General features: G+C 75.6%; 20 protein-coding genes. 6 read left to right on the top strand and 14 right to left on the bottom strand.

Annotated features, from left to right (window positions below):
- Positions 1-16 precede the first annotated feature (16 nt).
- Complete coding sequence (locus tag AB0N76_RS09775; RefSeq protein WP_363555042.1) at positions 17-655, bottom strand: TetR/AcrR family transcriptional regulator; 639 nt, start codon at positions 653-655, stop codon at positions 17-19.
- Between the two features lie 99 nt (positions 656-754).
- Here AB0N76_RS09775 and AB0N76_RS09770 point away from each other — a divergent pair, with 99 nt between their 5' ends.
- Both AB0N76_RS09770 and AB0N76_RS09765 read left to right on the top strand, forming a co-directional pair.
- Entirely contained in the window at positions 755-1,690 is a 936-nt protein-coding gene (locus tag AB0N76_RS09770; RefSeq protein ID WP_363555040.1) for an alpha/beta fold hydrolase, read from the top strand.
- A 34-nt stretch (positions 1,691-1,724) separates the two neighbouring features.
- Entirely contained in the window at positions 1,725-3,146 is a 1,422-nt protein-coding gene (locus tag AB0N76_RS09765; protein WP_363555038.1) for an NAD(P)-binding protein, read from the top strand.
- A 36-nt stretch (positions 3,147-3,182) separates the two neighbouring features.
- Here the strand turns inward: AB0N76_RS09765 and AB0N76_RS09760 are convergent, their stop codons facing one another.
- Positions 3,183-3,602 carry a MarR family transcriptional regulator gene (locus AB0N76_RS09760; protein ID WP_363555036.1) on the bottom strand — a complete coding sequence of 140 codons (420 nt, stop codon included), beginning with the start codon at positions 3,600-3,602 and terminating at the stop codon, positions 3,183-3,185.
- A 106-nt stretch (positions 3,603-3,708) separates the two neighbouring features.
- On the opposite strand from AB0N76_RS09760, the gene AB0N76_RS09755 reads away from it, so the two are divergent.
- Positions 3,709-4,536 carry an SDR family oxidoreductase gene (locus AB0N76_RS09755; RefSeq protein WP_363555034.1) on the top strand — a complete coding sequence of 276 codons (828 nt, stop codon included), beginning with the start codon at positions 3,709-3,711 and terminating at the stop codon, positions 4,534-4,536.
- A gap of 42 nt (positions 4,537-4,578) precedes the next feature.
- Here the strand turns inward: AB0N76_RS09755 and AB0N76_RS09750 are convergent, their stop codons facing one another.
- A complete protein-coding gene (locus tag AB0N76_RS09750; protein WP_363555032.1) occupies positions 4,579-5,109 on the bottom strand; it encodes an N-acetyltransferase in 531 nt (176 codons plus the stop codon).
- A gap of 187 nt (positions 5,110-5,296) precedes the next feature.
- On the opposite strand from AB0N76_RS09750, the gene AB0N76_RS09745 reads away from it, so the two are divergent.
- The 3 genes from AB0N76_RS09745 to AB0N76_RS09735 all read left to right on the top strand — a co-directional run bounded on the left by AB0N76_RS09745 (position 5,297) and on the right by AB0N76_RS09735 (position 9,148).
- Positions 5,297-6,286, top strand: coding sequence for an aldo/keto reductase (locus AB0N76_RS09745; protein WP_363555030.1), 990 nt, complete (start codon positions 5,297-5,299; stop codon positions 6,284-6,286).
- Between the two features lie 193 nt (positions 6,287-6,479).
- Positions 6,480-7,979 (top strand): hypothetical protein, encoded by a 1,500-nt coding sequence (locus AB0N76_RS09740; RefSeq protein ID WP_363555028.1) that lies wholly within the window; start codon positions 6,480-6,482, stop codon positions 7,977-7,979.
- Positions 7,976-9,148 (top strand): hypothetical protein, encoded by a 1,173-nt coding sequence (locus tag AB0N76_RS09735; RefSeq protein ID WP_363555026.1) that lies wholly within the window; start codon positions 7,976-7,978, stop codon positions 9,146-9,148. Before AB0N76_RS09740 ends, AB0N76_RS09735 begins: the two co-directional genes overlap by 4 nt.
- Before the next feature lie 70 nt (positions 9,149-9,218).
- Here the strand turns inward: AB0N76_RS09735 and AB0N76_RS09730 are convergent, their stop codons facing one another.
- From AB0N76_RS09730 to AB0N76_RS09680, 11 genes are all read right to left on the bottom strand, one after another.
- On the bottom strand, positions 9,219-10,022 hold the full coding sequence (locus AB0N76_RS09730; RefSeq protein WP_363555025.1) for a DUF1295 domain-containing protein: 804 nt from the start codon (positions 10,020-10,022) through the stop codon (positions 9,219-9,221).
- On the bottom strand, positions 10,019-11,341 hold the full coding sequence (locus AB0N76_RS09725; RefSeq protein ID WP_363555023.1) for a class I SAM-dependent methyltransferase: 1,323 nt from the start codon (positions 11,339-11,341) through the stop codon (positions 10,019-10,021). Before AB0N76_RS09725 ends, AB0N76_RS09730 begins: the two co-directional genes overlap by 4 nt.
- A complete protein-coding gene (locus AB0N76_RS09720) occupies positions 11,338-12,132 on the bottom strand; it encodes a DUF1365 domain-containing protein (protein ID WP_363555136.1) in 795 nt (264 codons plus the stop codon). Before AB0N76_RS09720 ends, AB0N76_RS09725 begins: the two co-directional genes overlap by 4 nt.
- A gap of 35 nt (positions 12,133-12,167) precedes the next feature.
- Positions 12,168-13,469, bottom strand: a complete 1,302-nt coding sequence (locus AB0N76_RS09715) for an FAD-dependent oxidoreductase (protein WP_363555134.1) — start codon at positions 13,467-13,469, stop codon at positions 12,168-12,170.
- Between the two features lie 155 nt (positions 13,470-13,624).
- Positions 13,625-13,999 carry a hypothetical protein gene (locus AB0N76_RS09710; RefSeq protein ID WP_363555021.1) on the bottom strand — a complete coding sequence of 125 codons (375 nt, stop codon included), beginning with the start codon at positions 13,997-13,999 and terminating at the stop codon, positions 13,625-13,627.
- Positions 14,000-14,149: 150 nt separating this feature from the next.
- Entirely contained in the window at positions 14,150-15,469 is a 1,320-nt protein-coding gene (locus tag AB0N76_RS09705) for a deoxyribodipyrimidine photo-lyase (protein WP_363555019.1), read from the bottom strand.
- Positions 15,470-16,343: 874 nt separating this feature from the next.
- Positions 16,344-17,045 (bottom strand): type I-E CRISPR-associated protein Cas6/Cse3/CasE, encoded by a 702-nt coding sequence (locus AB0N76_RS09700; RefSeq protein ID WP_363555017.1) that lies wholly within the window; start codon positions 17,043-17,045, stop codon positions 16,344-16,346.
- The gene (gene cas5e / locus AB0N76_RS09695) at positions 17,042-17,950 is read right to left on the bottom strand and encodes a type I-E CRISPR-associated protein Cas5/CasD (RefSeq protein WP_363555015.1); all 909 of its coding nucleotides are present in this window, start codon (positions 17,948-17,950) and stop codon (positions 17,042-17,044) included. The genes AB0N76_RS09700 and cas5e overlap by 4 nt, the downstream gene beginning before the upstream one ends.
- Positions 17,951-17,991: 41 nt before the next feature.
- A complete protein-coding gene (locus AB0N76_RS09690; RefSeq protein ID WP_363555013.1) occupies positions 17,992-19,386 on the bottom strand; it encodes a type I-E CRISPR-associated protein Cas7/Cse4/CasC in 1,395 nt (464 codons plus the stop codon).
- The gene (gene casB, locus AB0N76_RS09685) at positions 19,383-20,066 is read right to left on the bottom strand and encodes a type I-E CRISPR-associated protein Cse2/CasB (protein WP_363555011.1); all 684 of its coding nucleotides are present in this window, start codon (positions 20,064-20,066) and stop codon (positions 19,383-19,385) included. Before casB ends, AB0N76_RS09690 begins: the two co-directional genes overlap by 4 nt.
- A complete protein-coding gene (locus AB0N76_RS09680) occupies positions 20,063-21,634 on the bottom strand; it encodes a type I-E CRISPR-associated protein Cse1/CasA (protein ID WP_363555009.1) in 1,572 nt (523 codons plus the stop codon). Before AB0N76_RS09680 ends, casB begins: the two co-directional genes overlap by 4 nt.
- Between the last annotated feature and the right edge of the window lie 33 nt (positions 21,635-21,667).

The raw sequence follows: 21,667 nt of genomic DNA, 5'->3' as shown, positions 1-21,667 counted from the left end.
TTGACGCGGCCGGAGCTCAGGCGGGAGGGACGGGAGGGGCAGCGGAAGCCGGGGCGGCGGGGAAGAGCCGGGCGAGGTGGTAGCGCAGGACGGCGGTCGCGTCCTCGGCGGTGCGCTGGCCGAGCAGGACGCTCAGGCCGAGCCCCGCCGAGGCGGCCAGCAGCACGACGGCCTCCAGCCGGGCGTCGAGGCGCGGGTCGGCGTCGCCGGAGCGCTGGGCGGCGGTCAGGTGGCCGACCAGGAAGGCCTCCATCTCGTCGGGCGCGGCCAGGAACGGCTGCCCGGCGAGGGCCGGGTCGGTGACGGAGAGCACCGCGTACTCGGTGTAGACGAGGTGGAAGGTCCGGCTCTCCTCGTCGGTGGGGACGGCTTCGAGCAGGACGGCCTCGACGATGTCGCGCGCGGCCGGTGCGGGGCCGGTCGCCCGCACCCGGTCGCGGACGCGTTCGCCCATCCGCGCGGCCAGCCGGGTGAGCGCGGCGAGCAGGAGCTGTTCCTTGGTGTCGAAGTAGTACTGCACGAGCCGGACCGAGACGCCCGCCTCGGTCGCGACGGACCGCATGGTGACGGCGTGCAGCCCGCCGGCCGCCGCCGCGCGCAGCAGGGCGTCGATGATGTGCGCCCGCCGTTCCTCGTGATCGACCAGCTTCGGCATCCCGGGGCCCCCTCGTTTCTTCGAACGTTTTTATGGTACATACATACCATCAAGTCCTGCTGTTTCGTGCCGCGCAATGCCACCCCCGGAGGGATGACCATGACCAGGACGAGCATCGGACACTTCGTCAGCGAGGAAGCCCGGACGAAGTACCTGGAGGCGTACGACCGCGCCATGGAGCTGTGGCCGTCACCCCGGCGCGAACTCGACGTCGAGACCGCCTACGGCACCGTCCACGTCCACCACTTCGGCCCCACCACCGGCGAGCCGATCGTGCTGCTGCACGGCCACGCCGGGCACGCGTCCAACTGGTACCCGCAGATCGCCGCCCTGGGCGCACACCACCCCGTCTACGCGATCGACACCCTGGACGACCCCGGGCGTAGCGTTCAGCGCGCCGTCGCGACCGGTTCCGCGGAGAACGCGGCCTGGCTCGGCGAGGTCCTGGCCGGCCTCGGACTGGCCCGGGTCCACCTGGTCGGCGCCTCCTACGGCGGCTGGCTGGCCCTCGCCCTGGCGATCCACGCGCCCGAGCGGCTCGCCTCGATCGCGCCGCTGGACCCGGGCGGGCTCGACAAGGTCCCCGCGCGGTTCTACGCGCACCTGATCGGCGGCCTGTTCGGGATGCTCGCCCCCCGGCGGTTCCGCCCCGCCCTGGGACGGCTGCTCGCCAATCCCGCGCTCGGCTCGCCGCCCGAGATGCTCGCCCCGCTGATGCTCGGCATGCGCTCCCACCGGCCCAACACCCGTCCGCCGGCCCGGCAGTTCAGCGACGAGGAGCTGCGCTCGATCGGGCTGCCCGTCCTCGTCCTGGTGGGCGCCCGCAGCGCCCTGCTGCGCCCGCGCCGGGTGCTGGAGCGGGTCACCGCGCTGATCCCCGACGTCCGGGCGGAGCTCGTCCGCGGCGCCGGCCACGGACTGAACCTGGAGCGCCCCGAGGAGGTCAACGAGCAGCTGCTGCGGTTCATCCGCCGAGGTCGGGAGGGTGAACCGGCGGCGGACGCCGGGTGCGGTTCGAAGATCACCATGGAGTAGGCTCGCTCCGCAACACGACGCGAGAGGGAGTCCATTGGCGCGGGTTGCGGTGATCGGCGGGGGTATCAGCGGGCTGGGAACGGCCCTCATGCTCGGACGGCGGGGCCATGCGGTCACCGTGTTCGAACAGGATCCGCGGCAGGCCGGCGAGGACCTCGACCGGGACTTCCACCGCTGGCACCGGCCCCGGACCCCGCAGGCCGTCCAGCCCCACTCGTTCCTCGCCCCCGTGCGCACCGTGCTGCGCGCCGAGGCCCCCGACGTCCACGCGGACCTGCTGGCACGCGGGGCACGGGAGTACCACGACTTCGACTGGTTCCCGGAGCACCCGCCGCACCGCGACGGCGACGAGGAGCTGGTGACCCTGCGCACCCGCCGCATCGTGCTGGAGGCCGCCCTGACGGCGGCGGTACGGCGGGAGCCCACCGTCGAGGTGCGGCGGGGGTGCCGGGTGACGGGCCTGGCCTTCGGGACCGTCGCAGAGGGCAACCCGCCCCGGGTCACCGGCGTGCGGGTGGGCGGGGGCGCCGGGGGCAGCGCGGACGGCACGGGCGCAGCGGACCTCGTCGTCGACGCGTCCGGACGCCGCTCGGCGGTCCCCGCCTGGCTGGTCGCGGCCGGCTGCCGCCCGCCCGTGGTCGACAACCAGCGGACCGGGATCGCCTACCTGTGCCGCTGGTACCGCCTGCGCGCCGACGGCCCGCGCGACCCCGGGCGGGTGCAGACCGGCTCGGCCGCGGCCTTCGCGCTCGCCGGCGTCTTCCCGTCCGACAACGACACCTTCGCCGTCAACCTGATGCTGTCCACCGCCGATCCGACCCGCGGCGCGCTCACCGACCCCGCCGTGTTCGAGGCCGCGGCCCGCCGCTTCCCCGCCACCGCCGCCTGGCTCGCCCTGGACCCCGAACCGCGGTCGCCCGTCCTGGCGATGGCCGGCCTGGACAACCGCTGGACCTCGCTCGTCGACGCGGCCGGACCGGTCGTCACCGGCCTGGTCAACACCGGGGACAGCCTCATCCACACCAACCCGACCCTCGGCCACGGCGTGGCCCTCGGTCTGCGCGCCGCCCAGCACCTCGCCACCCACGTCGAGAGGATAGCCGCCGACCCCGCCGCCTACCACTCCTGGACCGCCGAGCACCTCCGCCCCTGGTACGACGCCCAGGTGACGGCGGACGCCGGCAACGAGCAGCGCCTCACCGGCGCCGCCCCGGTCCCCGACCGGCGGGCCGCCGCGCTCGCCGCCTGCGCCTTCGACGACCCCGTCGTCATGCGGGCCCGCGCCCGGGTGCGCCACCTCCTCCAGCCGGCCGCCGAGGCCTACGCCACCGAGGAGGTGGACGCCGCCGTCACCCGCTGGCTGGCCGCCCACCCGGACTTCACCCCCGGCCACGACGGCCCGACCCGGGAGCAGTGGGAGACCCTCGTGGCGGGGGACACCCTCCTACCGGCCTGACGCCGATACCGGCCCGACCGCGCGCGGCCAGGGGGGTCAGTCCTCCAGGAGGAGCCGGAGGAGGTCGCGCAGGGACTCGCGCTGGGGGGTGTCGAGGGAGGCCAGCGGGTCGGCGGCGAAGGGCATCCGGGTGCGCAGGTCGGCGGCGACGGTGCGGCCCGCCTCGGTGGCGGCGACGCGCTTGACCCGGCGGTCGGCCGGGTCCGGGCCGCGTTCGACCAGGCCGCGGGACTCCAGGCGGTCGATGATCACGGTCACGTTGGACGGCTCGGCGTGCAGGCGGTCGGCGATCCGGCGGGTCGGGACCGGGCCCTCGGCCGCGAGCAGGGCCTTGGCCTGGAGCGGGGTGAGGTCGTGCGCGGCGGCGGCCGCCTCGGACTCCTGGGCGTAGCGGCGGTTGACGGCCGCGAAGAGACCGACGATCTCCCGGCTGAGCTCATCCGGCGGGTTGGACATGGCGCCAGCATACCCCGAGTTGCTTGACAGCTTGAATTATCCCGGAACATAGTTATGGTCGATAGTGGTTATGTTCCATAAGCATCTGCGTCCGGGAGGCCCCACCATGAGCACCACCAAGACCGTCCTGATCACCGGCACCTCCTCCGGCATCGGCCTGGCCACCGCCGTCGCCGCCGCGCGCGACGGCTGGCAGGTGATCGCCACCATGCGGAACACCGCCAAGGCGGGCCCGCTGCTGGCCGCGGCGGCGGAGGCGGGCGTCTCCGTCGACGTCCGGCCTCTGGACGTGACCGACCCGGCCTCGGTCGCCGCCTGCTTCGCCGGGCTCGACCGGCTGGACGCGCTGGTCAACAACGCCGGCGCCGGGCACCTCGGCACGCTGGAGCAGGAGGACGTCGAGGAGGTCCGGGCCGTCCTGGAGGTCAACTTCTTCGGCGTCCTGCACGTCAGCAAGGCCGCCCTGCCGCTGCTGCGGGCGAGCCGGGGCCGGCTGCTGACCGTCACCAGCGTGGGCGGCGTGATCGGCCAGCCGTTCAACGAGGCCTACTGCGCCGCCAAGTTCGCCGTCGAGGGCTTCATGGAGTCCCTCGCCCCGGTCGCGGCCTCCGCCGGGGTGTCCGTCAGCGTGGTCGAACCCGGCGCGGTGGCAAGCGAGTTCGTCGCCAACGTGGGCGTCACCGAGGACGCGATGGCGCAGGCCGGGCCGTACGCCCCCGCGCTCGCCGCCTACCTGGAGCGCACCCGCGGCGCGTTCGCCAACGCGCAGGCGGCGGAGGACGTCGCCGCCCGGATCGTCGAACTGCTGACGGCCGAGCGACCCGCCTTCCGGGTGCTCACGTCGGACGCCGCGCGGGCCTTCACCGGTGTGAAGCTGGCCGACCCCGACGGCTCGGCCGTCCAGGCGCTGACCGGCGCCTGGATCGCCTCGTGAGGGTCGTCGGGGTCGTCGGGGCCGTCGGGGCCGTCCGGGCCGTCAGTGGAGCGGGAGGGACATCTCCCGCTCGCTGGCGGTCGGGTCCAGGGCGTAGGGCTTGGTGGCGCCGGTGAACTCGAAGCCGCGGCGCTGGTAGAAGGCGGCCGCGCGGGCGTTCTCCTCGTGCACCATGAGCAGCAGGCGCTCGGCCCCGGCCTCGTCGCGGGCCCAGCCGACGACGGCGTCCAGCAGGGCGTCCGTCACCCCGCGCGCGCCGCCGCGGTGCTCCGGGTGCACCCAGACGCCGACCAGCAGGGCCGCGCCGGGTTCGGGGGTGAAGGAGATCATCGTCCCGACCCACTCCCCCGCGCCGGTGACGGCGACCAGCCCGACGCTGCCCGGCTCGTTCACCCGCCGGACCCGGGCCTGCCACTCCTCCTCGCCGTGCGCGAGCGCGGTCTCGTAGGTCTCCAGGAAGGCCATCGGCGTGTCGAGCAGCTGGGCGAGGCGGACCTCGCGCAGGCGCTCCCAGTCCGCCAGGCCGATCCGCTCGATCCGGTAGGTCATGGCCCCGCCTCCTGTGATGATCATCCGAACGCTCCCGGCAGGATAGGCCACCTCACACCGGGGCCGGCCGACGGACGGCTGACGGGCGGCCGACGGGCCGAGGATCGGGGTCGGTGCAGGTCGGGAGGGGTGCGGATCGGGAGGGGTGTGGCGACGTACGGCGGGTAAGGTGCGACGGGCCCAGCCGTCCCGCCCCCGAAGGAGTTCCGTCATGCCGAGCGCCCACCCCGGATCCGCCGGACCGTCAATCGCGCGGTTCGGGTTCGGCACCGCCGCCGTCGGACGCCCCGGGTACATCACCCTCGGCCGCGAGCTCGACCTCCCCGCCGAGCGCACCGTCGAGGCCCTGCGGCAGCGCACCCACGCCCTGCTCGACGCCGCCCACGCCGCCGGGGTGCGGTACTTCGACGCCGCCCGCTCCTACGGGCGCGCCGAGGAGTTCCTCGGCGAGTGGCTGGACGCCCACCCGCAGGCCGCCGCCGAGGTGACCGTCGGCAGCAAGTGGGGCTACACCTACACCGCCGGCTGGCAGGCCTCCGGCGTGTCCGCGCACGAGGTCAAGGAACACTCCACGGCGGTGTTCGACCGTCAGATCAAGGAGACCCGGGCGCTGCTGGGCGACCGGCTGGACGTCTACCTGGTGCACTCCGTCACCCCCGACAGCCCCGCGCTCACCGACCCCGAACTGCACGCCCGACTCGCCGCGCTGGCCGCGGAGGGCGTGCGGATCGGCCTGTCCACCAGCGGTCCGGCGCAGGCCGCGACGGTGCGCGCGGCGCTGGAGGTGACGGTGGACGGCCGCCCCCTGTTCGCCGCCGCGCAGTCCACCTGGAACCTGCTGGAGCCGTCCGCCGGACCCGCCCTCGCCGAGGCCCACGCGGCCGGCTGGCTGGTCGTCGTCAAGGAGGGCATGGCCAACGGCCGGCTCGCCGACCGCAACGCCACCGGCCCCGACACCGCCGCCCTGCGCACCCTCGCCGCCCGCACCGGCACGACCTGCGACGCCCTCGCGCTCGCCGCCGCGGCGGCCATGCCCTGGGCCGACGTGGTGCTCTCCGGCGCCGCCACCACCGGCCAGCTCACCACCAACCTGGCCGCCGTCGGCCTCGCCCTCGACGCGGAGCAGCTGGCCGCACTCGCCCCGCTCGCCGAGCCGGCCGAGGAGTACTGGCGCACCCGGGCCGCACTCCCCTGGTCCTGACGGCCGCGCGCGAAAATGCCGGCGGGGTGGTGAGGCGCCTCTGTTAGGGTCGTCGTCCGGCCGGCCGCGGGACTCCGGTGCGACTTCCGGAACGCGCCTCTACAGCACTGATTCGCAGTTCGTGCCCCCATTCCCCGGCCGGCCGTCCGAAGCATCACGAGGGAACACACGACGGAGTGGGGGCGGCGAGCCAGTGGAGACGTACGGCGACCTGATCGCCGCCGAGGACGTGCTGCTCTTCGTCAACGCCGCGATCACCGGCACCGGCCAGCGCGAGTTCCACGGCGGGGCGGCCGAGCAGCGGTTCTCGCTCGACTTCCTGCACGAGTACATGTGCGTCAACTACCGCAGCCCGTACGCCGCCGCGCTCGCGCTGGACATCAACGACCACAACGCCGTCCTGATCGTCCGCCGCCTGCTGGAGACCGCCCGCGAGGCCACCGCCGAGCAGCGGGACACCGAGGGCCGGCTGATCGCCCGCCGGCTGGCCCTGCTGCCGCCGCAGCGGGTCTACCGGCTGATCGGCGAGCTGCGGCGCGCCAAGGTCAACAACCGCCGCACCCGCGCGATCCTGCGCGACTGGCTCGCCGCCCGCCCCGACCAGTCGCTCGACGCGGTCAAGTACCGGCCCGGCCTCAAGCGGGCCCTGCGCCACGCCCACCTGCGACCCGTCGAGACCGAGACCGGCGACTTCCTGTTCGCCCCGCGCCGCCACCCCCGCTACCGGGCACCGCTGCTCGACGCCTGGCGCCGCGCCCACCACGAACAGGGCGCCCTCTACGAGCTGCCGTACACCGTGGCGGAGGGCTTCGCGCACCGGCACGGCATCCCGCGCGACACCTTCCTCACCCGCATCGCGCCCCGGCTGACCGCCCTGGAACGGCTGCGCCTCCAGGAGTCCGCGCGCGGCCACGGCACCGCCGCGGCCACCGCCGTCGCCGTCGACCTCGCCCGGATGCCGCTCACCCGGCTCGCCTCCTACGTCCTCGCCCTGCCGCCCGCCGACCGGGTCGCCCGGCGCGCGGAGCTGACGTCGGCGCTGCACGGTGCGGCGCGGCGGGCCGTCCGCGCGGCCGGGGCCGAGGAGGGCAGCTGGGGCCGGGTCACCGCCGTCCTCGACGACAGCCACTCCGCGTACGGCTCCGGCGTGAAGCGCCGCCGCCCGCTCGCCGCCGCCCTCGCCTGTCACCACCTGCTGGCGGTGCTGGCCGGCGAGTACACCGCGCTCTGGACCTCCGGCCGCGCCGACGCGCTGCTCGCCCACCCGTCCGGCCCGACCCCGCTCGGCCGCCGGATCCTCGACGCGCTCGACGGCGGTGGTGATGGCGGGGGCGGGGGCGGGACCGGCCTTGCGCCGGAGCGGCTGCTGATCATCTCCGACGGCTGGGACAACGCCCCGCCCGGGCTCGCCGCCGAGGTACTGCGGGTCTGGCGCACCCGGCTGGACCCGGAGCGGCGGACCAGCATCGTGCACCTCAACCCGGTCTACGACGCGGAGGGCTTCGACGTGCGCCGACTCGCCCCGACGGTGCCCACCGCCGGGCTGCGCGACGCCGAGGACCTGCCCGCGCTGGTGGAGTTCGCCCGGTTCGCGGAGGGCCGCACCGACCTCGCCGAGCTGACGGCGCACCTGGCCGCCCGCACGGAACGGTTCCTGGCGACCGCGGGCCCCGTACGGGAGGACCGAGGATGAGCGGCTTCGCCCCCGGGTTCCGGCTCGACCTGACCGGCCTGCGGACCCGGCCCGCCCAGGTGTGGGGCGGGGTCCGGCTGGTCCCGCTGGTCCGCGAGGAGCCGGTCGCCGACCTCCGCCTCCACCAGGAGCTGTACGAGGACGAGTACGCCGTCGTCCCCGTCGGACGGCACACCGGCTACCTCGCCTACCTCCCGCACGGCTTCGTCGCCGACTGGACCCGGGACGGCACCCCGGCCGCCGCGTACGGCACCCGGCTCGACCCGTCCGACGCCCGGGAGGCGCCCGAGCGCGTCCGGGTGCAGGTGCCGCGCCGGCTCGCCAAGCGCGCCGGCCGCACCCGCCTGCGCTTCCTCCCCCTGCACCTCGCCCTGGAGGGCTACCTCGCGCTGCACTTCGGCGGCCCGGCCGTCGCCTGGGAACAGTGGTCCGCGCGGGCCCTTCGCCACGGCCTGTCCCCGCGCGCCGAGGAGGCGTACGGCGGCGACCAGGTCCGCGGACTGGCCGACGCGCTGCGGGTGTTCGAGCTCCACCCCGGCCAGTGCGGCCTGCTGGTGTACGTCGCCGACGCCCTCGCCGGCGCGTTCGTCGTCCCGCACCCCGACGACTACCGGGCCCTGCACCGGACGCTGCTGCTCGACCTCTACGGCGAACTGATCCACCACTACGGCCTGCTGTCCGCCCCCGTCGCCGACTTCCGCGCCGACCTGCGCGCGGCCGGTCCGATCGACTCCCTCGCCGCCCTGCGCGCGGCCGTCGACCGGGAGGAGCACGCCTGGGCCGCCTTCCACGACGGCACGATGGCCGGCGGTCTGCTGGACGTCGAGTACCGGCGGAACGTGGTGCGGCGGCTCGACCGGTTCACCCTCGCCCGTTTCCTGCCGGAGTTCCGGCCCAAGCAGGAGAACCACATCGGGGAGGCGATCACCGACGAGGCCGGGCGGGTGGTGTACCTGAAGACCTTCCGCCTGTCGGAGAGCCAGGTCCGACGCGGCCACCTGCTGGACCGGCTCGCCGCCCACGACTGGCACCTGGGGGCGGCGGCCGGGTCGCTCGGCATCACGGAGGCCCAGCTCGGCCTGCGCCTGGAGGGCGCCGGCTTCGGCGCCCTGCTGCGCCAGGACGTCCTCGACCACTACCGGCGCCAGGGGCGGAACGGCGGGCGGTGAGGATCCCCGCGGGTGAGCGGGGCCGATGACACCGAGATGGGTGCGGATGCCATGTCGGAGCCGGGCCCGGTCACCGCCGCCGGGGCGGGAGCGGGAAGAACGGGCTGGTGCGGGCGGTGTACTCGGCCCAGCCGGGCCGCTGCTGGGCGGCCATCTGCCGCTCCAGCAGGGGCTTCCCGCTGCCGAACGCCAGCAGCCAGGTCATCAGCAGCGGACAGGGCAGGAGCAGCAGGGCCGCCGGCCGGTGGGCGGCGAGCAGGTACAGGCCCCACCAGACGCAGGCGTCGCCGAAGTAGTTGGGGTGCCGGGTCCAGCGCCACAGGCCCCGGTCCATCACTTTGCCGCGGTTGGCCGGGTCGGCCTTGAAGCGGCCGAGCTGCCAGTCGCCGACGCCCTCGAAGAAGAGCCCGACGCACCACACGGCGGTGCCCACCAGGTCCAGCGGTCCGAGCCGGTCCGGCAGGTACTGGGTGAACTGGACGGGCAGCGAGACGAACCAGACCAGGCCGGCCTGCAGCAGGTAGACCTTCCGCAGTGCGTACCGGGTCCGGGCCGGGCCCGGCGGGACCCGGGAGAGCATCCGGGCGTACCGGGGGTCCTCGTCGGCGCCCCGGGAGCGCCACCGGATGTGCGCGGCGAGCCGCAGCCCCCAGACGGTCACCAGGACGGTGGCCAGCAGTCGGCGGGCCGGATCGCCGTGGCCGGCGGACAGGCCGTAGCCGGTCAGCGCGACGGCCGCGAAGGCCTGCCCCCAGGCGATGTCCACGACGCGGTGGCGCCCGGCGCGGACGCCCACCGCGAACGCCGCCAGCAGCACGGCGAGCGCCACGGCGGCGGTGGCGGCCAGGTTGAGCAGGAAGGCGGCCGTGTTCACGCGCCCTCCGGGTGGCGGCCGGCGGCGGTCACCGGCCCGCCCGCCTCCCCGCGGACCAGCAGGAGCTGCCGGACGTCGAGGTAGCCGGTGCGGAAGCCCGCCTCGGAGTAGGCGAGGTACAGCTCCCACGTCCGCCGGAAGACCTCGTCGAAGCCGAGCGCCGCCACCTCCTCCGCCCGCTCGGTGAAGCGTTCTCGCCACAGCCGCAGCGTCTCGGCGTAGTGCGCGCCGTACGCCCGGGTGTCCGCCACGCGCAGGCCGCCGTGCCGCTCGGCACTCTCCCGCACGGCCCGCAGCGAGGGGATCCGGCCGCCGGGGAAGATGTACTCGAGGATCCAGGTCTGCGTGCCGGTGCTGGCGAGCATCCGTTCGTGCGGCATGGTGATGGCCTGGAGCGCGACCCGTCCACCGGGGGCGAGCACCCGGTCCAGGGTCGCGAAGTAGGCGGGCCAGAACGGACGGCCCACCGCCTCGATCATCTCCACGCTGACCACGGCGTCGTACCGCCCCTCCGCGGCGCGGTAGTCGCACAGCCGGACGTCGACCCGGTCGGCGAACCCCGCGTCGGCGATCCGGCGGCGGGCGAGGGCCAGTTGCTCGGCGGAGAGGGTGAGGGTGACGACCTGCGCGCCGCGGGCGGCGGCGCGCAGCGCCAGCTCGCCCCAGCCGGTGCCGATCTCCAGCACCCGGGTGCCGGGTCCGACCCCGGCGAGATCGAGCAGCCGGTCGATCTTGCGGTGCTGCGCCGCGACGAGGCCGTCCCGGGTCGCCGCCGGCGAGCCGTCGGCACGGACGGGGAAGACGGCCGAGGAGTAGGACAGGGTCGGGTCGAGGAAGAGGGCGAAGAGTTCGTTCGACAGGTCGTAGTGCCGGTGGATGTTGCGCCGGGCGTTCTCGGCGGTGGGCAGTTCGCCACGCGGTGTCCGGCGGGCGGCGAAGCGGCGCAGCCACGCCGTGCCGGCCGGGACCAGTCGCTCCGGAGCGGCGGCCAGCGCGGTGAGCAGCGCGACCAGGTCGGGGCTGTCCCAGTCGCCCGCCTGGTAGGCCTCGCCGAAGCCGATCAGGCCGCCCGCCCCGACCCGCCGGAAGAAGTCCGCGGGCCGGTTCAGGGTCAGCACCGGGACGGCCGCCGGGCCGGGCGGCCGCGCCGGGCGGTCCGGGCGCTCGACCAGGACGCCGAACCGTGCGGCCGCCCGGTACAGCAGCCGCTCCGCGACGGCGGCCCGGAGCCGGCCCTCCGGCACACGGGCGACGCCCGGCCAGCGGGTCGGGTCGACGGCGGGCGTCGGCGGAGCGGTGAGGTCGAGCCGGACGGTCATGCGGCGGACTCCTCGTGCGGGGTGTCGGACGGGAACGGGCAGCCGCACGGGCGGCGCGGCCCGGCGTACGTGCCGGCTCGCGGGTGGACGGGCAGGCGGCGCAGCCACAGCCCGATGCCCCGGTAGCGGATGTGGGCGCTGACCGCGAGCGTGGCCAGCGGGTGGCCGAGCGCGGTGCGCAGCAGTGCGGCGGGGCCGGCGGGGCGGGCCCGGCCCCGGACGGTGGCGGTGAACGGCGGGGCGCCGTCGAGTTCCAGGCGGACCGTCAGGTCGAGCCGATCGCCCGGCTCCGGCAGCCGCATCCGGTAGCGTCCCGCCACCGGGAGGAACGGGGACACGTAGAACTCCTTGCGGGCCTCGGCGGTGCCCGCCCGGTCGGGCCGCAGCAGGTAGCGGTGGCGGCCGCCGTAGGTGTTGTGCACCTCCGCGACGGTGCACAGCGGGCGCCCGGCGGCGTCCCGGCACCAGTACACGGTCAACGGGTTGAAGACGTGCCCGAGCACCCGGGCCTGGGTGAGCATCAACACCGAGGCGCCGGTCAGGTCGACGCCGTGCCCGGCGAGGTGGCGATGGAGCTCCTGGCGGATCGTCTCCCCCGTCTCCCGGACGTCGGGGCCGTGGTCCCGGGCGCGGAAGCCGGCGAGCGGCCGCAGCCAGCGGGGCACCGGGGGCATCCGGTCGAGGTCGACCAGCCACAGGTAGCCCCGGTGCCGGAAGGCGTTCCGGAACGGCGCGGTGCGCACGTGGGTGGTCGTGTACGGGTAGAGCACGGCACCCCAGGGGCCGGGCAGGGTGCGCACGGTGCGCGCCGGGGCCTGCGGGGCGGTCACGGCGCACCGACCCGGAGCAGGGCGTGGGCGGCCCGCACGCCCGAGCGGCAGCCGTCCTCGTGGAAGCCCCAGCCGTGGTAGGCGCCGGCGAACGCGGTTCGTCCGGTGGTCAGTTCGGGCAGCCGCCGCTGCGCCGCGACCGTCGCCGCGGTGTAGACGGGATGCTCGTAGACGGTGCGCGAGACCACCGCCTCGGACGGGATCGGGGTGTCGCGGTCCTCGTTCAACGTGACCAGGTACTCCTCCGGGGTGTCCAGGCGCAGCAGCCGGTTGAGGTGGTAGGTGACCCGGACCCGGTCGGCCGGGCCGTGGCAGGTCGGCATCCGGTAGTTCCAGGAGCCGCGGGCCCGCGCCGCGCGCGGCAGCAGCGAGGCGTCGCGGTGCAGGACCGTGGGGTTGCGGGAGTACCGGAAGGCCCCGAGGACCTCGCGCTCGGCCGTGCTCGGATCGGCCAACAGGGCGAGCGCCTGGTCGGCGTGGGTGGCGACGACCACCGCATCGACCTCGGTGGGCCGGTGGTCCGCGGTCTCCACCGTCACCCCGTCCGGGTGGCGCCGGACCGCGCGGACCGGTGCGCCGCGGCGCACCTCGGGCAGCCGCTCGGCGATCCGGTCCACATAGGTGCGCGATCCGCCGACCACGGTCTTCCAGGTCGGCGAGCCGGTGACCGAGAGCATGCCGTGGTTGGCCAGGAAGGCGAACAGGTACCGGGCCGGGTAGTCGCCCGCCAGGTCCGGCGCGCAGGACCAGACCGCAGCAACCACCGGCGTCATGTAGTGGCCCACGAAGTAGCGGCCGAACCCCTCCCGGGCGAGGAACTCCCGCAGGCCGGGATCGCCCGCGCCGGGGTCCGCGAGCAGCGCCCGGGCCCGCCGGTGGAACCGGGGCACCTCCGCCAGCATCGCCAGGTAGCGGCCGCGCAGGAGGGCGGACGGCTGCGCCAGCAGCCCCGCCGGGCCGCGCGCTCCCGCGTACTCCAGCCCGCAGCCGTCGCAGTGCACGGACATGCTCATCTCGCTGTCCCGGGTGCGCACCCCCAGCTCCCGGAACAGCCGGACGAGCTGGGGGTAGGTCCGCTCGTTGTGCACCAGGAAGCCGGTGTCCAGGGCGAGTTGGCGGCCGTCGGCGCCGGACACCGACCGGGTGTGCGCGTGGCCGCCCAGCCGGTCCTCCGCCTCGAACAGCACCACTCGGGCGTCGGCCCGGCTGAGCTCGTACGCGGCGGTCAGTCCGGCCACGCCGGCGCCGACCACCGCGACGGTGCGCCGGGGGCCGGTGCTGCCGCGCGGGGCGGGCATCCGCGGGTCGGAGCCGACCTGCTGGGGTCGGGGTATCGTCACGCCGGGCCTCTCTGACGGGGGCCGCTCGGCGGCCGCACGCGGGATTGCATCACCCATTCGGAGTCCCCGCCGCAGCGGATTGGCGGCCCGTCCGGGATCGGCCCGGCCCCCGCTCACCCCCCGCCTCCGGAGCCGAGCAGGCCGGCCACCGAGAGCAGGCCCCAGCCGGCCGACACGGTCAGGGCCATCGCCCGGTGGCGACGTCCCGGCAGGGTGCCGGTGAGCAGCGCGGCGTCGCCGAAGTCGGCGGCGATCCGCAGCAGGGTGGCGGTACGCAGGGCCCGGTCGTCGGGCGCGCACGCCATCGCCAGGCCGCAGGCGGCGTCCCGCAGGCCGAGCGGGCGCAGGCAGGCCGCCACGGACCGGGGCACGGTGCCGTCGGCGCCGGTCAACCCGGACGGCCGGGCCAGCAGGGCCGGGCGGACGACGACGGCCGCGCCGTACGCCGCCGTCGCGGCGCCCACGGCCCTGAGCAGGGTGCTGTTCATCCTCGGTTCCTCCGTCGGTCGGTGGGGACGCCGGCCGGGCAGCACGCTCGGTGGCCGGCGGCGAGGAGTCCGGGCGCCGGGCGGCCGCCGGTGTGGCCGGTGGCGCCGGTGGCCGGATTGGTGGGTGGTGCGGGCATGGCGGCCTCCCGGTCAGGCGAGGGCTCGGGCGGTGCGGAGTCTGGCGGTGAGGTTCTCGGGTGCGACCAGTGGTGCCGGGTAGTCGGGGGCGAGCAGCCAGGGTCGGTGGACCAGCGTGCCGGGCAGGTGGGCGAGTTCGGGTACCCAGCGGCGGACGTAGGTGCCGTCGGGGTCGTAGCGGTCGGCCTGGCGGAGCGGGTTGAGCACCCGGTTGGGCCGGGTGTCGGTGCCGGTGCCGGCCACCCACTGCCAGTTCAGCTGGTTGTTGGCCAGGTCGCCGTCGACGAGCAGGCGCAGGAAGTGTGCGGCGCCTTCGCGCCAGTCGTGGTGCAGGGTCTTGGTGAGGAAGCTCGCGGTGATCAGCCGGGCCCGGTTGTGCATCCATCCCTCGTGTTGGAGCTGGCGCATGCCCGCGTCGACGATCGGGTAGCCGGTGCGGCCGTTGCGCCAGTCCTCGGCCTCGCGTTCGTCGCGGTGCCAGTGGCCGTCGCGGGAGCGGTGGTCCCGGTGGGCGGCCTGCGGGCGGGCGGCGAGCAGCTGGTGGTGGAAGTCCCGCCAGGCGAGTTGCCGGACGAAGGCCGCGGCGCCCTGGCCGCCGTGCTTGAGGGCCCGGGCGGTCAGTTCGCCGGCGGACAGGCAGCCGAAGTGGAGGTAGGGGGAGAGTCGGGAGGTGGCGTCTGCGGCGAGGTCGTTGTGCAGGTCGGCGTAGTCGTCGATGTCCCAGCGCCGCCACTGCTCGCGGGCTGCGCGCTCGCCGCCGGGTGGCAGGGCGGGTGAGTGCGGGCGGGCGGTGGGCGGCTGGGTGCCGGCGATGCCGTCGGGGGTCTGCAGGTGTTGGGGCGGCCCGTGGACGGTGCGGCGCGGGGCCTGTTCCCAGGCTCGGTGGTAGGGCGTGAAGACCGTGTAGTGGTCGCGTCCGACCGGGGTGATCTGGCCCGGTGGCAGGACGGTGAGCACCGCGTCGTGGACGTGCAGCCGTCCGCCCAGCAACCGGCGCAGCCGGGTCTCCCGGCGGCGGGCGAACGCGCTGACGCCGGCGGCCACGTGCACGGTGTCGGCGCCGGTCTCGGTGGCGACGCGGGCCGTATGTTCGGCCGGGTCGCCGTGGCGCAGGACCAGTCGTGATCCGATCCGGCGCAGCGAGCCGTCCAGGTCGGTGAGGCAGTCGGCGAGGAACGCCTGCCGGTTCGGGGCGGCGAAGCCCACCGCGGCCACGTCCGGGTCCAGTACGAACAGCGGCACGACCTGGTCGGCGGTCCGGGCGGCGGTGTGCAGCACCGGATTGTCGTGCAGTCTCAGGTCCTGGGTGAACAGGGCGACGGCGACGGTCATCGGTGCTCCTCCGGGTGGTGCGGCGCGGCCCGGCCTCGGGCTTCTGCCTCCCGTTCGGAGTCCGTCCGCGCACCGGATTGGCCCGGCTGCCGCCCTGTTCCCCCAACGGCTTCCGCACGGCTCCCGGTCCAGGCGGAAAACGACCCACAATTCGGCGACCGCGCACTCCACGTGGGCGCCGTCCGCCCCGCCCCGCTGCGCGGCGTCCCGCCCGTGCTGCTCGCCGAGCGGCGCGCCGCCGGGCGCGGACCGCTCGCCCCGGGTGCGGCCGGTCGGCGCCCGCAGACCGGCCCGCTCCAGCCGCCGGACCACGGCGACGGCCACCTCGGGCGGGATCTCCTGCGGCACCACCGCGGGCGCCCGGTCGATCGGCTGTCCGCTGTGCCACAGGCTGCGCCCGGTCACCGCCACCACTTCCGCGGACTGCTGCGCCAGGCTCGACCGCTACCGGCGCCGGGCCCGGAACGGCGGACGGTGAGGATCCCCGCGGGTGCGCGGGGCCGATGACTCCGAGATGGCTGCGGAGGCCATGAAGGAGGGGCCATCCCCACCGGGGTGGGGCTGAGGGCCAGCCGGCTCCGTACCGATGCATAGCGTAGGGGCCATCCCCGCGTCTTCGGGGCTGAGTGGGCGAGGGTGATCTGTTGGAACTCCACCCCGGGGCCATCCCCACCTGCGAGGCCGAGTCGGCGCCCGGCCGAATGACCCATCCCCGCGAGCGAGGCAAAGATAGCTGCCATCCGCCTGGCGGCGCCGTGGTCGGAGCCATCCCCGCCTGTGCTGCGGGGCCGGAGCCTGGACCTCACAGAGTCCCGGGCCATCTCCGCCCTCGGCACCGACGCGGCGGCGCCGAGGCGGTGCTACCGCCCGGCGTTCACGGACTGCGGACCAGGAGCAGGCCGCAGCTGTAGGCGCGGCCCGAGCCGAGGCCGTCGGCGAGGGTGGCGTGGAAGGCGTCCGGGTCGGTGACGGTCAGCTGCCCGCGGATCTCCGAGCGGGTGATCTTGAGCCCGGCGTGATGCCTGCTGGTCACGGCCGGCAGCATCCGGATGGCCAGCGACTCCGGGTCGAACGCCGCCCCGATCCGCCGCACGCCGTTCGGGGCGGCGGGCTCGTCACCGGTCGGCTGGGAGCGCTTCAGCAGCCAGTCGCGGACGTGTTCCGGCCGGGCCTGCGGGAGTTTGCGGGTGCCGCGTTCGGGGTTCTTGAGGTCGCGGCGGGCGGTGAGCGGGGCGAGGACCGCGCGGAACCCGAACCGGTCCCCCGTGCGGAGCGGCTGGTCGACGCCGAGGGTCTCCACCTTCGCGGTGAGCGCTTCCCCCGGCAGGTGGGACCAGTCGGGGCCGACCTTGGACTGCACGACGACCAGCAGCGTGTTGCCGCGGAGGTCGACGCTCCACGTCGACAGGACGCCCAGCTGCGCGCGGGCGTCGCGCTGCCCGTCCTCGACCCAGCCGCGGAAGCCGCTCATGACCAGGCGGTGCATGTCCTGCGCGTCGAGCAGGCAGCGGGCGGCGACGGGGTGCCGGGCGTCGAGCCGGAGGATGCTGTGGCAGGCGATCAGTCGGGCCGTCACGGGATCAGGTCCTCCCAGTGGATGGTGGGTTCCGGGTCGAGGGCGAGCCTCGTCCGGCTTTCCCAGCGGACGGCGTGGGTGCGCCGGTCCGGGTCGAAGGTGACCGGCTGGTCGGTGGTGCGGGTCGCGCCGCGCGTCCCGGGCGGGACCTCGATCCAGGCCCACGGACGGGATTCCGGCAGGTCGGCGGCGGGCCCGGGGAGCGGGGCGGTGGCGCGGAGGACGGTCTCCAGCGTGCCCTCGTGGACGCCGCCGGCGATCGTCCCGGACGGCGGGCAGGACTTCCGGCCGAGCCACAGCAGCCGGCGCGGGTGTTCGAGCGCGTGGGCGATCTCCTCCAGCAGCGCCCGGTCGGGGTGCTGAAGCGCCGCGACGAAGGCCGCGCCCGCGAGGTACCAGCGGTAGGTCTGCATGGGGTCGCGGCGCAGGTTCCCGGCGGTGAGGGTGCCGGTCCGCGGGTCCGGCGCGATCAGCTTCGGGGCCCCGTACCAGGAGTCCAGGGCCGTGCCGGCGGCCCGCCCGAAGGCGTGGGCCGTGCGCGGTGGACGGAGTGGCTGCGCGTCGAGGCGGGCGGCGGCGGCCTCGGCCCGGTCGGGGTCGGTGATCAGGTCGCGCGGGCGCAGCGGCATGGGCCCGCCGCCGACCACGTGGTAGTCGTGCACGGGCGTGCCGGGCCGGTCCGCCCGGACGCCGAAGCGCAGGGCGGCGAGGTCGCCGACGTCCTCGGCGCGGTCGCGGCCGAGGGCGGCGGCGGCCAGGCCGACGACCCCGGACTTGGTGGGGTGCGGCTGGGTGCCCCGGCGGTCGAAGCGGGAACCGGCGCCCCAGGCCTGGAGGGGCGCCGCCAGCCGCAGGAGCAGGACGGCGGGTTCGCCGGGTGCGGACGCGGTGGGCTGCGACCTCATGGGCGCGAACGCGGCGGGCGGGGACGTCACGGGCGGGGACGTCACGGGCGGGTCAGCTCCTCGACGGTGTCGACCTCGCTGCCGGGCAGCGTCCCGGCCGCGGCGGCCTCGGCGAGCAGGCGTTCGACGGCGAGGTCGTACGTGAGCAGCCGCGCCGGAGTGATGTCGTCGCGCTTGCGGGTGACCAGGGCGTGCTGGGCGAGCAGCCGGCGGGTGGCCTGGAGCGAGGCGGGCCCCTCGTCCTCCTCGAAGATCGCGGTCTCGAAGGCGAGGCCGTAGTTGAACGGGCGCTTGCCGTCGAAGGCCATGACCAGCTTGGGGAGCGAGCCGGCGGACGCGGTGGTGTTGGTCTTCGCCCGGGGCTGGGAGTTGACGAAGGCGTCGACGACCTCGCGCTCGGCGGCCACCGCCGCCGCCTCGACCTCCGCCGCGGCCATGCCGGAGGCGCGCAGGTTGGCGCGCAGCTTGTGGCGGTCCAGCACGGCGTGGCGGTAGAAGGTGCCGGAGACCAGCGACTGGTAGCCGGTCATCCCGGCGCCGGAGTCCTCGGCGGCGTCCAGGTGGTCGAGCGCGTTGGCGCGGGCGCGGTCCCGGCGGTCGAGCTTGGCGTCGTCGGCGGCGGAGTAGAAGTCGTCGATGTGCTCGGCGGGTTGGACGGTGAAGGCGTGCGCGGTCTGGACGGCGCCGTCGACGTTCGGGGAGTCGGCGATCTCGGCGAGGAACCGGCCGTAGAGGGCGATGTCGATGGCGTCGCGCGGGGCGAGGGCGCCGAGGACGGCTTCGCGGACCTCCCTGGGCAGGGTGGGGAGCTTCTCCTCCTCGGTGCCCTCCTCGTCGGCCGATGCGGCGAAGGGCTCCTCGATCGGCAGGGGCGTCCCCTCCTTGCGGGCCTTGGCCTGGGCCCGGCGCCTGGCGGTGGCGCGGGCCTTCCGCTCCGCGGCCGCCGACTGAACCGTCAGGTACTCGGCGGTCCAGTCGGCGATGGCCGGCCGGTTCCCGTGCAGGTAGTCCGCGAGCACCTGGCCGGCGTTCTCGGGCGCGAACAGCAGGACCTTGGTGAGGTCGGCGGTGTTGGGCTTGTCGCCGAACTTGAGGCCGACCCCGTTCAGTACGCCCTTCGCCGTGGCCAGGGCCTCCGTCCGCGGCCAGCCGTGCGCCTCCAGGGCGGTCGCGGTGATCTTCGCCCACTCGCGTGTGCGCAGGCCCATCGCGTAGCCGGCGAGCGGCCCGTCGCCGGCGTTGGCGCGGTTGCGGGAGTGGGTGCGTTCGGCGCGGCGGCGGGCCTGCGAGGTGATCATCGTGCGCACGTCGCCGCCGAGGCTGATCTCCTTCGGCATGCCGTTCTCGTCGCGGACCGGCAGGACGGCAACCAGGGTTTCGAGCAGGTGCAGGGAGAGGTACTGGTCGCCGGTGAACTCGGCGGGGTTGGTGGTCACTCGGCGGCTCCGATCGGGTTCCGGGGGGTGGGCTTGGTCCGGCCGTCCTGCCGGTTCTGGCCGTTCGGCCCGATTTGGCTGTAGAAGGAGCGGGCCCAGGCGTACTGCACCGGTCGGCGCCGTTCCGTCCACCCGGCCAGGTCCTCGGTGAGCCGGGCCCAGGACGGCGGGACGGTGTCGCAGGACCGCGCCCGTTCGACGGCGTGCTGGAGGTGGCGCCACGGGATCCGCCGCGCCGCGACCAACCGGTCGAACAGCCGTACCGCGCCCGGGTTGTACTGCCCGCGGGCGGCCGAGGTGCCGATCCGGCGGAGCGCCGCGCCGACGTTCCCGGAGCCGGGGGACGGGTCGAGGCGCCCGGCGTGGTAGCGGGCGAAGAGGAAGGCGACGTGCCGGAAGACCTCGCGGGTCTCCTCGGCCGGCGCGAACTCCTCGGCGTCCAACCGGGCCCGGCTCAGGGCGGCCGGGCGGCGGAGGTCGGCGAGCTGCCCGTACTGGCGGGCGCGGACCAGGCCGCAGAGCCAGGAGGTCAGCAGGTCACCCGGCGCGGGCGGCCCGGCCGGGGCTGCCGGGGCGGGCGTCGCGGGCACGGCCGGGGCGGGTACGGCCGGGGTCACCGGCGCCAGGGCCGGCGGCAGAATCAAGGGCAGGGTCAGCGCCACCGGGGCGGGGTCGTTCACGGGATGGCCTCCCTCAACGGAACAGGGGCGGTGCGGTGGTTCAGTTCGGCCGTCAGCCTCTCCTCCGCACGGATCCGGGCGTGCAGGCTCGGCCCGCTGCGCCGGGAGTGCAGCCGGGCGCCGAGCGCGGCCGTGGCCAGGCCGCGGATCGCCCGGCCGTAGGCGGCGAGCAGCGTGTGCACCGCCTCGCCGTCCGCGACGCCCCCCAGCAGGTCGTGGAACTCCGTCCCGGCACCGGCCCACAGTTCCGGTTCGCCGTTGAACCGGGCGAGTTGGGCCGCCTGGTCGGCGGGCTTGGGGTTCGGGTACTCGACCGCGCACGCGGCGGCGGCGGCCTTCTGCAGCGCCGTCGCCGCGTACTCGGCGATCACCGAGCCCTGCTCGCTCGCGTGCCGCAGGTCGGCCTCCCGCCCGGGGACGTACGGGAAGTGGTCGCTCACCCAGGCGATCGGGGTGCCCTTCTCCGCGAGCAGGCCGACGGCCCACAGTTCGGGGCGCAGCCCGCGCAGGCTCGCGAGCCGCCCGTACAGGTCCTGCCCCTTGGTGCGCTCAGTCGGCGCGGCCGCGTACAACGCGTGCGCCTCGCACCAGAGTTCGCGCGAGCGCCGGGGCCGGAAGACCTCCGCCTTCTTCCCCCGCATGGTGAGCACCTCGTCGTCGCGGTAGGCGGCCGGCAGCACGCCGAGTGTCTCGCCGGGGCCGACCAGCACGCGGTCCACGCCGAGCGTGCCGCCCGGCAGCCGGACCGGGCGCAGCACGATCGAGCGGCCGAGGACGGTGTGGTAGTCGGCGGGCCCGTCGGGCAGCCGGGTCTCGTGGCCCCCGGTCCTGGCAAAGGGGCGGCGGTCCGCGCGGTCGCCCCAGCTGAGGTTGAGGGTGCCGGACCGGCGGTGCGGCTCGACGTCCGGGTCCGGCTCCCAGGGCACCAGGTTGAGCCGGAGCGTCTCGCCGAGGGTCCGGCCGAGCGCGAACACCCTTACGCGCGAGCCGAGTCGGCAGCTGGAGAGGTTGGTGAACGGCGCCGGGAGCCCCATCTCCTTGGCGGGGATGCGGGCCCGGCGGCCCTGGCCGAAGGTGTGCTGGGCGAGCATCGCCCGCCAGGCCCGGTCGGCGGGCAGCGGGGCGGGATGGTGCAGGTGGCGGTGGTCGAAGTGCTGGTTGTAGTCGCCGGCGTGTTCGATCACCAGCTGTGCCGGTCCGGTGCCGAAGGCGGCGAGGTGCGGCCGCAGGGCGGCGTTCTGGCCGAGCGGCCGGACGGGGTCGAAGAGGTCCCAGACGCCCTCGTGCCGGGCCAGCCAGTCGGCGGCCGGGGCGAGCGGCTCCGGCGTCAGCACCCAGTCCCGCCACTCGTCCTCGTCGGTCGGGTGGTGCCCGGCGGCGTAGAGCAGGCCGAGCAGCCATTCGAGCAGCGCGGCGGTCTCGCCGGGCGTGTCACCGTAGACGGCGGCGAGTTCGTCCGCGTGGCGCAGCGCATCGACGGCGGTGACCGTCACCGTCCGGGGACCGTCCGCCCGGAGGCCGGTTGTCAGTGCCGGGATGCATGGTTGCTCACGAGGGTCCCATCGCATGGGCGCGTTCCTCCGCCCCGCGCCGGGCAGCCT

Origin of the sequence: Kitasatospora sp. NPDC093806, assembly GCF_040683335.1 — a bacterium.
Classification (GTDB): domain Bacteria; phylum Actinomycetota; class Actinomycetes; order Streptomycetales; family Streptomycetaceae; genus Kitasatospora.
The sequence above is the reverse complement of the archived record's forward strand: the minus strand, read 5'-3'. Positions and strand labels throughout refer to the sequence as shown.

What these genes read in the sequence shown, in the direction of transcription:
- AB0N76_RS09680 (WP_363555009.1), bottom strand. Translation starts at nt 21,634, where the DNA reads ATGCGATGGGACCCTCGTGAGCAACCATGCATCCCGGCACTGACAACC.
- AB0N76_RS09745 (WP_363555030.1), top strand. Translation starts at nt 5,297, where the DNA reads ATGCCGAGCGCCCACCCCGGATCCGCCGGACCGTCAATCGCGCGGTTC.
- AB0N76_RS09735 (WP_363555026.1), top strand. Translation starts at nt 7,976, where the DNA reads ATGAGCGGCTTCGCCCCCGGGTTCCGGCTCGACCTGACCGGCCTGCGG.
- AB0N76_RS09775 (WP_363555042.1), bottom strand. Translation starts at nt 655, where the DNA reads ATGCCGAAGCTGGTCGATCACGAGGAACGGCGGGCGCACATCATCGAC.
- AB0N76_RS09725 (WP_363555023.1), bottom strand. Translation starts at nt 11,341, where the DNA reads ATGACCGTCCGGCTCGACCTCACCGCTCCGCCGACGCCCGCCGTCGAC.
- AB0N76_RS09705 (WP_363555019.1), bottom strand. Translation starts at nt 15,469, where the DNA reads ATGACCGTCGCCGTCGCCCTGTTCACCCAGGACCTGAGACTGCACGAC.
- AB0N76_RS09715 (WP_363555134.1), bottom strand. Translation starts at nt 13,469, where the DNA reads ATGCCCGCCCCGCGCGGCAGCACCGGCCCCCGGCGCACCGTCGCGGTG.
- cas5e (WP_363555015.1), bottom strand. Translation starts at nt 17,950, where the DNA reads ATGAGGTCGCAGCCCACCGCGTCCGCACCCGGCGAACCCGCCGTCCTG.
- AB0N76_RS09760 (WP_363555036.1), bottom strand. Translation starts at nt 3,602, where the DNA reads ATGTCCAACCCGCCGGATGAGCTCAGCCGGGAGATCGTCGGTCTCTTC.
- AB0N76_RS09710 (WP_363555021.1), bottom strand. Translation starts at nt 13,999, where the DNA reads ATGAACAGCACCCTGCTCAGGGCCGTGGGCGCCGCGACGGCGGCGTAC.
- AB0N76_RS09770 (WP_363555040.1), top strand. Translation starts at nt 755, where the DNA reads ATGACCAGGACGAGCATCGGACACTTCGTCAGCGAGGAAGCCCGGACG.
- AB0N76_RS09755 (WP_363555034.1), top strand. Translation starts at nt 3,709, where the DNA reads ATGAGCACCACCAAGACCGTCCTGATCACCGGCACCTCCTCCGGCATC.
- AB0N76_RS09750 (WP_363555032.1), bottom strand. Translation starts at nt 5,109, where the DNA reads ATGATCATCACAGGAGGCGGGGCCATGACCTACCGGATCGAGCGGATC.